General features: G+C 69.6%; 8 protein-coding genes and 1 pseudogene. All 9 read right to left on the minus strand.

Going from position 1 to position 10931, the window contains the following annotated elements:
• Positions 1 to 617, minus strand: a pseudogene (locus V7067_RS08865) (hypothetical protein); the annotation flags it as partial.
• Positions 618 to 951: 334 nt separating this feature from the next.
• Complete coding sequence (locus tag V7067_RS08870; RefSeq protein WP_334175533.1) at positions 952 to 2241, minus strand: MFS transporter; 1290 nt, start codon at positions 2239 to 2241, stop codon at positions 952 to 954.
• 372 nt (positions 2242 to 2613) lie between these two features.
• Positions 2614 to 4266, minus strand: a complete 1653-nt coding sequence (gene pgi, locus V7067_RS08875) for a glucose-6-phosphate isomerase (RefSeq protein WP_334175534.1) — start codon at positions 4264 to 4266, stop codon at positions 2614 to 2616.
• Positions 4267 to 4398: 132 nt separating this feature from the next.
• Entirely contained in the window at positions 4399 to 5856 is a 1458-nt protein-coding gene (locus V7067_RS08880; protein WP_334175535.1) for an MFS transporter, read from the minus strand.
• 111 nt (positions 5857 to 5967) lie between these two features.
• The gene (locus V7067_RS08885) at positions 5968 to 6981 is read right to left on the minus strand and encodes an RluA family pseudouridine synthase (protein ID WP_334175536.1); all 1014 of its coding nucleotides are present in this window, start codon (positions 6979 to 6981) and stop codon (positions 5968 to 5970) included.
• Positions 6982 to 7074: 93 nt separating this feature from the next.
• Positions 7075 to 7458, minus strand: a complete 384-nt coding sequence (gene crcB, locus V7067_RS08890) for a fluoride efflux transporter CrcB (protein WP_334175537.1) — start codon at positions 7456 to 7458, stop codon at positions 7075 to 7077.
• Between the two features lie 165 nt (positions 7459 to 7623).
• Positions 7624 to 8937 carry a replication-associated recombination protein A gene (locus tag V7067_RS08895; RefSeq protein ID WP_334175538.1) on the minus strand — a complete coding sequence of 438 codons (1314 nt, stop codon included), beginning with the start codon at positions 8935 to 8937 and terminating at the stop codon, positions 7624 to 7626.
• A 41-nt stretch (positions 8938 to 8978) separates the two neighbouring features.
• Positions 8979 to 10397: a Do family serine endopeptidase gene (locus tag V7067_RS08900; protein ID WP_334175539.1), complete on the minus strand. Its 1419-nt coding sequence runs from the start codon at positions 10395 to 10397 to the stop codon at positions 8979 to 8981.
• A gap of 166 nt (positions 10398 to 10563) precedes the next feature.
• On the minus strand, positions 10564 to 10931 hold a 368-nt coding region (gene rplQ, locus V7067_RS08905), incomplete at its 5' end, for a 50S ribosomal protein L17 (RefSeq protein WP_334175540.1).

The raw sequence follows: 10931 nt of genomic DNA on the forward strand, positions 1-10931 counted from the left end.
GCGGGCAAGGGTTCTGCGGGCGCGATGGCGCGGCGCCCGCTCGGGGCCACCTCGGTAAAGCCGGTCGCCGGGCCCGGAAGGACGGGTTCGCTGCCGGCCGCCGGCAGCATCGCCAGCGGGCGGGCCGTGTCGGCCGCTTCGCCATCGGCCGCCATCAGGTCGCCGGTACCGGTCGCCATCGGCTCCAGCCCGGCATTGCGCAGCGCGGTGCGCAGGGCCTTCGGCGCCACCGCCTGAGCGGCCACCACCTGAAAGGCGGCAAAGCGATCGGGCGCCTGCGGCGGCGCAAGATCGGCCTTCGCAGCCGCGCGGCCGGCCGGTGCGCCATCGGCAGGCGGATTCACGACAAGCGGATCGGCAGCAAGCGGATTCGCGGCAGAGGGCACCGCCGCGGGGCCGGCCGGCGCGGAAGCAGCCGGTGCGGCAGACGCGGGTGCGGCAGACGCGGGTGCAGGTGCAGCGGCAACCGCATCCGGCCGCGGCACCGGCAGAAAGGGAACCGCTGCCGGGTTGCCCGCCGCCCCGGCCCCGCCCGTCAGGCCCGGACCGGCCAGCAGCAGCGCCGCGCCCGCCAGCAGCACGCGCGGCAGCGGCGCCCGGAAGACCGGCCCTTTCACGGCGTGCCGCCTTGCGGCACCTGTGCCGCCGGGCCCGCCACAGGGGCTGAGAAAAACAACAAACGCATCGGCTCTCGCGGCTTCGGGTCGGGCGGGCGGAACCCGGGGGCGGTCCGCTCGCGCTGCAGCAGGGAACGCCCGCCTGCCCGAAGCAGCGGCGGCAGCCGGTTCCCGGATTGACGCCAGTTGGGCGCATCATGGTGAAGAAACGGCTAACGCACCAGCGGGCATTTGCTCCCGCCCCCCGCCGCCGGGCCGGCCAGAGACGCAAAAGGCCCCGGAACCGCTGGGGTTCCGGGGCCTTCCGGCTTTCTCTGACAGAAGCGTGAGCGCGTCAGGCCATGGCCGGCCGGCCGGCGCGCAGCAGCAGCGTGAGGCCGATGCCGGCCCCGAGCAGGCCCGCCAGCACCACGTACCAGGCCGGGGCCATCAGGTCGTACCGCATCCAGATGCTGACCAGCAGCGGGGTGAGGCCGCCGCAGATGGCGTAGGCGATGTTGTAGGCAAACGAGATGCCGGAGAACCGCACCCGCGCCGGGAAGGCATGGATCATGACGAACGGCACCGCGCCGATGACGCCGACCGTCAGCCCCGCCAGCCCGTAGAGCGGGAACAGCAGATAGGGCCCGTCCGCCACGTGGAAGAACAGCAGGAACGCCGCCGCCCCCATGGCAAGGCAGCCGATCAGCAGCACCCGGCCGGCGCCGAAGCGATCGCACAGCATGCCGGAAACCACACAGCCGATGGAGAGCGTCAGCGTCGCCAGGCTGTTGGCATTGAGCGATTCGATGGGCCCGATGCCATAGGCCTTCTGCAGGATGGTGGGCGTCATCAGGATGACGACCACGATGCCGGCCGACAGCACCCACGTCAGCAGCATGGAGACGACGACGCCGCCCATGTGGTCGCGCACCACCGCCTTGAGCGGCAGTTCCTCGGCCAGCGTCTTGCGGGCCTGCATCTCGCGGAACACCGGGGTCTCGTCCAGCCAGCGGCGCAGATAGACCGAGACGAGGCCGAACACGCCGCCGAGCACGAAGGCGATGCGCCAGCCATAGGCGGAAACCTCCGCCGGCGTCAGCGTGGCATTGATGGCGCTGGCCACCAGCGAGCCGATCAGGATGCCCGCGGTCAGGCCGCAGGTGAGCAGACCGGCGGCAAAGCCGACGCGGCGGTGCGGCACATGCTCGGCCACGAACACCCACGCCCCCGGCACCTCGCCGCCAATGGCCGCGCCCTGCACGATGCGCATGATCAGCAGGCCGACGGGCGCCAGAATGCCGGCGGTGGCAAAGGTCGGCATCAGGCCGATGCCCAGCGTCGACAGCGCCATCAGCAGGATCGACAGCGTGAACATGCGCTTGCGGCCGAGCTTGTCGCCGAAATGCGCGATCACGATGCCGCCCAGCGGACGCGCCAGATAGCCGGCGGCGAAAATGGCGAAGGCCTGCACATCGCGCAGCCAGTCCGGCACTTCCGGCGGGAAGAACAGTTGCCCGACCACCGCCACGAAGAACACGAAGATGACGAAGTCGTAGAACTCCAGCGCCCCGCCCAGCGAGGAGAGCGCCAGCGTCCGGTAATCCCGCCCGTCGAGCGGCCGGTGTGAGACGAGATCGGACATGGAACACCCAGTCAGCGACGGCGCGGCCGCCGCCGTTCCCGCAGGTGCCGGGGCGCGCGCCGCCATCGATTCACGAATGCCGTTGGGGTTGCGGCGGCCGGGCCGAGCCTGCCCGACGAACTGGCCTGCAAAAACGCAACGGATGAGGGGCGCCTTTTCGCGCCCATAATATGGCAACAATACGGCAGGCGTAATTTTCTGACGACGCAGGATCGGCGGGCGACATATCCGGACCCGACGGCGCCGCCAGACGGCAGCATCCTTGCAGGCCCGGCCGGCCGCAAACGAGAACGGCCCCTCCGCCGCGGGGCGGAGGGGCCGCACATGCAGGCCGCAGGGGCCGGCGACCGGTGCGGGCAGCCGCCCGCGCCGTCAGCGGGCGTGGCCGATGACGCTGCCGTTCGCCTTCAGATGTTCCACCAGACCGGCGGTCGAGGCATCGAGCGCGGCGGTCCCGGCCTTGCCGTCGATCACCGGCTGCAGCGAGGTCGCCAGTTCCTTGCCGAGTTCCACGCCCCACTGATCGAACGAATTCACGTTCCAGATGGCGCCCTGCACGAACACGACATGCTCGTAGAGCGCCAGCAGCCGGCCGAGGGTGAACGGATCGAGGGTGGCATAGGCAATGGTCGTGGTCGGCCGGTTGCCGGGGAAGACCTTGTGCGGGGCGAGACGGGCGACGGCCTCCGGGGCGAGGCCTGCGGCGGCAAGCTGGGCGCTCGCCTCCTCCAGCGTGCGGCCGTCCATCAGCGCCTTGGTCTGGGCAAGGCAGTTGGCCACCAGATAGGCGTGCTGGTGCGGCAGCTGGTGCGGCTCGGCAGCCACGAGGAAATCGGCCGGAATGATGTCCGTGCCCTGATGGATCAGCTGGAAGAAGGCGTGCTGGCCGTTGGTGCCGGGCTCGCCCCACACCACCGGGCCGGTGGCGAGGGCCACCGGCGTGCCGGCCCGCGTCACGCGCTTGCCGTTCGATTCCATGTCGAGCTGCTGCAGGTGGGCCGCAAAGCGGGCAAGGCGCTGGTCATAGGGCAGGATCGCCTTGGTCGCGAAGCCCCAGACATTGCGGTACCACACCCCCAGCAGGCCGATCAGGAACGGCAGGTTCGCCTCGATCGGCGCGGTGCGGAAATGCTCGTCCATGGCGTGGCCGCCGGCGAGGAACGCCTCGAAATTGTCGGCGCCGATGGCCATTTCCACCGACAGGCCGATGGCCGACCACACCGAATAGCGCCCGCCGACCCAGTCCCAGAAACCGAAGGCACGGTCCTGCGGAATGCCGAAGGCGGCAATCTTCTCAAGGTTGGTCGAAAGCGCGGCGAAATGGGCGCCGACCGCCGCCTCGCCGAGCGTGTCCACCACCCACGCCCGGGCAGTGCCGGCGTTGGTCATGGTCTCCAGCGTGGTGAAGGTCTTGGAGGCGACGAGGAACAGCGTCGTTTCCGGGTTGAGCCCCAGAAGCGTGTCGTGGATGTGCGCCCCGTCGACATTGGAGACGAAATGCACCGCCGGCCCGTCGCCGCGATAGGGCGACAGCGCCAGCGCCACCATGGCGGGGCCGAGGTCCGAACCGCCGATGCCGATATTGACCACATCGGTGAAGCGCTTGCCGGTGGCCCCGGCAATGACACCGGAGCGGACGCCTTCGGAGAATGCCCGCATGCGGGCCAGCACCGCGTTCACCTCCGGCATCACATCCCGCCCGTCGACGAGAACCGGCCGGCCGGAGCGGTTACGCAGCGCGACGTGCAGCACCGAGCGGTGCTCGGTGAAATTGATCGCCTCGCCGGCGAACATGCGGTCGCGCAGGCCCTCCACATCCGCCGCCCGCGCCAGCCCGGCGAGCAGCGTCATGGTTTCCGCCGTGACGCGGTTCTTGGAATAGTCGACCAGCAGATCGTCGAGCGCAGCGGAAAAAGCGGTGAAACGTGCGGGATCGGCCCGGAAAAGATCGCGCAGATGCACACCGTCGAAGGAAGCGCGATGGGCCTCCAGACGGGCGAAGGCAGCGGCAACGGCGTCGGACATGAAGGACTCCGGCTTGAAAGGCGGCCATGAAAGGCAGCGGACGGCGCCGGCGGCCGGCCAGGCCAGCCCGGCAGCGCGCCCGCCGGCAACGACAGGACAGGCAGGCTCGCCCCGGGTTTGTCAGATGTGCTTTCAGGCCCCCGGCGCGGTGGCCGGGGGGCGCAGGCCGGCCTCGCGTCGCTCTTCCCGTCGCTTCAGCCAGCCGAGCAGCACAAGGCCGGGCAGCGCCAGAAAAGTCGCGATGACATAATACCAGACCCAGCCGACCGAGGCGACGACGAACCCGGCGGGTGCGGCAAGAGTGACACGCGCCATGCCTTCCAGCGAGGTCAGCAGGGCATATTGGGTGGCCGTGTAGGCGCGGTTGGAACACAGCCGCGCCAGATAGGCCACCATCACCGTGCCGCCGATGCCGGTGGCGAAGTTTTCCAGCGCCACCGTGCCGCACAGCGTGGCCGCCGCCACCAGCCCCTGCGTGCCATGGCTGGAAATCGCCTCCAGCGTGATCTTCGGCACCCCGTCCGGCCCCGGCACGCCGATGGCCGCCGTCAGCGCCGGCAGGTCCAGCGCGGGCCAGACGAAGATGATGTTGGTGGCCATCTGGCCGAGGGTGGCAATCCACAGCGCCCTGAGCACGCCCAGCCGGTTGGCCAGCACACCACCCACGAAGGCGCCGAGAATGACGGAGAAGAACCCGAACGGCCACTGCAACGCCGCGTAGGTGGCCTTCTCGAACCCCATGGTGAGGAAGAAATAGGTCCGCAGCTCCGTGGTGAAGGCATCGCCCAGCTTGAACAGCAGCACGAACAGCAGGATCTGCGCCCACGCATCCTTCTTCAGAAAATCGCGGAACGGCTCGACAACGGCGGAACGGAACCGGCCGGGCACCGCTGTGGAAAAGCGTGCCGCCTCGCTGGCCCAGTCCTCGCGGATCAGCAGCGTGCCGATCATGCCGACCACGACCAGCCCCGCCATGACGAGGAAGCCGGTGTGCCAGGCGGCCGTCTTGTCCATGCCGGAGGCTTCCAGCGCGGAGACCAGCGACACAGCGCCCGCAAACGAGACGAGCATGGCCACCCGGTAGGCGGTGAGGAAGTTGGCCGTGCCGGCCGCCTGCTCGCGCTCCTCCAGCGCCTCGATGCGCAGCGCATCGACGGCGATATCCTGCGTGGCCGACAGGAAGGCCACCACCACCGCGACACCGGCGACCGACCAGCGGTCCACCATGGGATCGACCAGCGACAGGCAGGCGATGGCCGCCATCAGCGCGCACTGGATGGTGATGAGCCACGCCCGGCGGTGGCCCAGCAGCCGCGACAGGCCGGGAATGGCGAACCCGTCGATGAACGGCGACCAGACGAATTTCCAGCCATAGGCAATGGCGACGAGGCCGAACAGGCCGATGGTCTCGACGCCGACGCCGCTTTCCGTCAGCCACGCCTGCAGCGTGGAACTGGTCAGCTGGAACGGCAGGCCGGAAGAAAAGCCGAGCAGCAGCATGACCGCCACGCGGCGGCGGCCATAGACGGCCAGCAGCCGGGCAAAGCGGCCCCGGGGTTCGGCCTCTGGGGAAGAACTGCTGGCGCTCACCCGGCACCCTCCTGGCTTGTCGCATCGCGCGCGGGCGCCGCCCGAGGCGGGGCCCGCAAATCACGCCATCAGGCGCCGGAGACGGTTGCCATCGGGTGAAGAAAGGCCGGCTCAGTCGTCCGGCGATTCCTCGATCGGGTCATACTGGCTCGCATCGAAGCCCAGAAGATTGAACGACTGCTGCATGTGGTCCGGCAGCGGCGCCGACACATCCAGCACGCCGCCGGCCGGATGCGGAATGATGATGCGCCGCGCATGGAGATGCAGCCGGTTCTGGATGCCGCCCGGCAGCTGCCAGTTCTCCACGTTGAAATATTTCGGATCGCCGATGATCGGATGGCCGATATAGGCGGCATGGGCGCGCAGCTGATGGGTGCGCCCGGTCACCGGGCGCATGGAAATCCACGCGATCTGCTGGGCCGCCTGATCGACGACGGCATAATAGCTGAGGGCGTGCTGGGCATCGTCCTCGCCGTGGCGGGCAATGCGCATGCGGTCGCCTTCCGGCCCCGGCTCCTTGGCGAGGAAGGTGGAGATGCGCCCCTGCCGCGGCTTCGGCACGCCGCGCACGAGTGCCCAGTAGACCTTCTTGGTCTGGCGGGCGCGGAACGCACCGGTCAGCTTTTCCGCCGCCAGCCGGGTGCGCGCCACCACCAGAATGCCGGAGGTGTCGCGGTCGATGCGGTGGACGAGGCGCGGCTTCTGGCCCTTCGCATCGCGGAAGGCCTCCAGCATGCCGTCGACATGGCGCGTCAGCCCGGAACCGCCCTGCACCGCAAGCCCGGCGGGCTTGTTGAACACGAAGGTCTCGCGGTCCTCATGCAGGATGAGGCTTTCCAGAAAGGCCCGGTCGCTCGGCCGCGCGCTGAAGGAGGGGCGCTCGCCTTCCTCCCCGCCGCCGGCCATGCCGTGCGCATCGGTCTGCATCGGCGGAATGCGCACGCTCTGGCCCGACTCAAGCCGGGTCGAGGTCTTGACGCGCGCGCCGTCGACCCGGATCTGGCCGGACCGCAACAGCTTCTGAAGCTGCACGAAGCCGAGCCCCGGGTAGTGCGACTTGAACCAGCGATCGAGACGCATGCCGTCTTCGTCGCGGCCGACAACAATGGTGTAAACGCCTGCCATGGCGCCACAGGTGACAGTTTCCGCGCCCTTTCGCAAGCGGGGCGAGCGGCGCCACGCGCGATTTCCGCGCAGCCCAGCCCTGCGCGGGGCGCCTTAATGGAACATCAGCCGCCCGGCCCCCATGCCGCCGGCGACCGCCAGCAGCGACAGCACGACGGACCCCGCCACATAGGCCGCGGCGAGGCCGATTTCACCGCGCTCCCACAGATAGAAGCTGTCGAGCGAGAACGTGGAAAACGTGGTGTAGCCGCCGAGCACGCCGGTGGTGAAGAAGAGCCGGAACGCCTTCGTCGGCCCCGGCTCGTGAGAGGCGAGCCACGCGATGGCAAGGCCCATGACCAGCGAACCCGTGACGTTGATGAAGAACGTGCCCCACGGAAAGGCCATGCCGAACGTCTTCATGCTGAAGGCGCTGAGATAATAGCGCACCACGGCCCCAAGCCCGCCCCCGGCGAACACCAGCAACGCCTCGATCATCCTGTCCCCTCATGCAACCTGCCCCCTCACGCCCGGCCCCATGCCGGCAGCGCGCGTGTGCCCGACCGGCGCGGCCGCGCAATCATGCGCGTATGGTACCCGCAAACAGGATGACATCCGCAAATCAAACACGGCCGGCCGGCGCGACAGATAACCGGCCCGCCTTCAGCCGCGGCCCTGCCGCTCGCGGCGCAACTGCGCCCAGCGGTCGAGCCGCTCGCCCAGGATGCGCTCGAAGCCGCGCGGGGTCGGCCGGTAGAAGTTCTGCCGGCCGAGCGCCTCGGGAAAATAATCCTGCCCGGAGAACGCATCCGGCTCGTCGTGATCGTAGCGATAGCCGGCGCCGTAGCCTTCCTGCTTCATCAGCCGGGTCGGCGCATTGAGAATGGTCCGCGGCGGCACCAGCGAGCCGTTCTCCCTGGCCGTGCGCAGCGCGCTCTTGTAGGCCAGATAGGCGGCGTTCGACTTCGGCGCCGTGGCCAGATAGATCGCGGCCTGCGCCAGAGCCAGTTCGCCCTCCGGGCTGCCGAGGAAATGATAGGCATCCCGGGCGGCGTTGCAGATGACGAGGGCCTGCGGATCGGCAAGGCCGATATCTTCCACCGCCATGCGCACCAGCCGGCGGGCCACGAACAGCGGGTCCTCGCCGGCATCCAGCATGCGGCAGAGATAGTAGAGCGTCGCATCCGGGTCCGAACCGCGCACCGATTTGTGGAGCGCGGAAATGAGGTTGTAGTGCCCGTCCTCGGACTTGTCATAGATCGGCGCGCGGCGCTGCAGCACCGCCTGCAGCCGCTCCGCATCGAAAACCTCACCCGGCCCGGCGGCACGCCACACCTCTTCGGCAAGCGTCAGCGACGCGCGGCCGTCGCCGTCCGCCATGCGCACCAGCACGGCGCGGGCGGTCTCGTCCAGCGGCAGCGGCCGCTTTTCCGCCGCCTCCGCCCGCCTCAGCAGGCTGTCGATCGCCTCCGCCCCGAGCGGGCGGAACACCAGCACCTGCGCCCGCGACAGCAGCGCGGCGTTGAGCTCGAACGACGGGTTCTCCGTCGTCGCGCCCACCAGCGTGACCGTGCCGTCTTCCATGACCGGCAGGAAGGAATCCTGCTGCGCCTTGTTGAAGCGGTGGATCTCGTCCACGAACAGCAGCGTGCCCTTGCCCATCGCCCGCCGGCCGCGCGCACCGTCGAACAGCTTCTTCAGGTCGGCCACGCCGGTGTGGATGGCCGAAACCTGTTCGAACGCCAGATCGGTCGCCCCCGCCAGCAGACGCGCCACGGTTGTTTTGCCGGTGCCCGGCGGCCCCCACAGCACCAGACTGCCGACCGTGCCCGAGCGCAGCATCCGCGTCAGCGTGCCATCCGGCCCGACCAGATGGTCCTGCCCGACCACATCGGCAAGCTGCTTCGGCCGCAGCCGGTCGGCCAGCGGGCGCGGCGCCTGACGCTCCAGCCCGGCGGCCGCAAAAAGATCCGACATGCCCGCTCTCCCTGCCCTTTCGGCCAATGCCCGGCGGCCGCTCAGCCGCGCAGCACGATCTGCATCACCCGGCCGTCGCGCTCCACCGCGATGCGCCACACCCCGGCCCGCACCGACAGCAGCCGCGCCGCCTCAGTCGTCGTCTCCGGCCGCGCGCCGTTGACCTCGACCAGAATGTCGCCGCGCTGGAAGCCGACGCGCTCGGCAATCGAGCCCCCGGCCACCTCCGACACCGCCACCCCGCGCCGGTCGCCCGGCAGGCTCAGCGCGTCGTTCGCCGCCGGCGACAGATTGACGATGGTCGCCCCGCCCAGCGGCGAGATGCCTTTCAGCGTCCGCGGCTCGCGTGCCGGCACCTCGGGCGCCTCCACGAGCGCCAGCTTCAGCGTCTCCGCCTTGCCGGCCCGCAGAATGCCCAGCTCCACCGCACCGCCCAGCGGCCGCGTCGTGAAGCGATAGCCGAACCCGTCCGGATCGTCGACCGGCTTGCCGCCGACCGTCGTAATCAGATCGCCGACCCTGAGGCCCGCGCGGTCCGCCGGCCCGTCTGCCACCACCGCCGTCACGATCGCCCCTTCCGGCCGCCCGAGCCCGAGCCCGTCGGCAATGTCAGCGGAGACCGCCTGCAGCGTCGCCCCCAGCCACGGCCGGTGGATGACGCCACCCTGCTTCGCCGCCTCCACCACCTGCCGCACCATATTGGCGGGAATGGCAAAGCCGATGCCGATGGAACCGCCCGACTTGGAATAGATCGCCGTGTTGATGCCGACCACGTTGCCGTCGACATCGACGAGCGCGCCGCCCGAATTGCCCGGGTTGATGGCCGCATCGGTCTGGATGAAGAACTGATAATCGGTGATGCCGACCTGCGTGCGCGCCAGCGCCGAGACGATGCCCTGCGTCACCGTCTGCCCGACACCGAACGGATTGCCCACCGCCAGCACCAGATCGCCGACCTCAAGACCGTCCGAATCGGCAAAGGTCAGTGCCGGCAGCGGGCCGTCGGCGCCGCGCACCTTCAGAACGGCCAGATCGGTCTTCTCGTCCTTCAGCACGATGTCGGCGTCATATTCCCGCCGGTCCGCCAGCGCCACCCGCACCGCATCCGCATCGCGGATGACATGGTTGTTGGTGACGATGATGCCCGACGAATCGACCAGCACGCCCGAGCCCAGCGACTGTAACTGCCGCTGTCGCGGTGCCGCCTGCCCCGGCGCCTCGCTGCCGAAGAACCGGCGGAACAGCGGATCGTCGCCGAAGGGCGACCGCGGCTGCGCCACCACGCGCGAGGCGTAGACGTTGACGACCGCCGGCACGACCTTCTTCACCACGGGCGCAAAGCTCAGGCTGATTTCCGCCCGGCTCTTCGGCACGTCCTGCGCCGATGCCGCCCCGCTCAGCGCCGCCGCCGCCACGCCGAACGCCACCGTCACCCCGGCGGCCACCCGTGCAATCTTCATCGCTTTCGCCCTCAAACGCCGTCGTCGTTGCCCGACCGACGCAACCAGCCAATCCCGCCAACACCAAGGCGGCCCGCAGCTGCCCTGCCCTGCCCCGACCGCCGCCGGCATAAAAAAAAGGGCGCCACGAGGCGCCCCTTTTCTCAAACTCCGGCGGAACCGGCAATCAGGCCGCAACGGCCTCAGCGGCAGCCGCCGCTTCGGTGCGGGCGCGGTCAGCCGCACCCTTGGCAGCCGGATCGCGATCCACGAACTCGATCACGGCACGCGCCGCGGTGTCGCCCTGACGGAAACCCGCCTTCAGCACGCGGGTGTAGCCGCCGTTGCGCTCCTTGTAGCGCGGGCCGAGCGTCTCGAACAGCTTACGGACGGTTTCCACGTCCTTGATCTGCGCGATGGCCTGACGGCGCGCATGCAGATCGCCGCGCTTGCCGAGGGTGATCAGCTTTTCGACGATCGGACGCAGGTCCTTCGCCTTGGGCAGGGTGGTCACGATCTGCTCGTGCTGGATCAGCGACACCGCCAGATTGGCGA

The organism is Pseudoxanthobacter sp., from assembly GCF_036822375.1.
Taxonomy (GTDB): domain Bacteria; phylum Pseudomonadota; class Alphaproteobacteria; order Rhizobiales; family Segnochrobactraceae; genus Pseudoxanthobacter.

What these genes read in the sequence shown, in the direction of transcription:
- V7067_RS08870 (WP_334175533.1), bottom strand. Translation starts at nt 2,241, where the DNA reads ATGTCCGATCTCGTCTCACACCGGCCGCTCGACGGGCGGGATTACCGG.
- pgi (WP_334175534.1), bottom strand. Translation starts at nt 4,266, where the DNA reads ATGTCCGACGCCGTTGCCGCTGCCTTCGCCCGTCTGGAGGCCCATCGC.
- V7067_RS08885 (WP_334175536.1), bottom strand. Translation starts at nt 6,981, where the DNA reads ATGGCAGGCGTTTACACCATTGTTGTCGGCCGCGACGAAGACGGCATG.
- crcB (WP_334175537.1), bottom strand. Translation starts at nt 7,458, where the DNA reads ATGATCGAGGCGTTGCTGGTGTTCGCCGGGGGCGGGCTTGGGGCCGTG.
- V7067_RS08895 (WP_334175538.1), bottom strand. Translation starts at nt 8,937, where the DNA reads ATGTCGGATCTTTTTGCGGCCGCCGGGCTGGAGCGTCAGGCGCCGCGC.
- V7067_RS08900 (WP_334175539.1), bottom strand. Translation starts at nt 10,397, where the DNA reads ATGAAGATTGCACGGGTGGCCGCCGGGGTGACGGTGGCGTTCGGCGTG.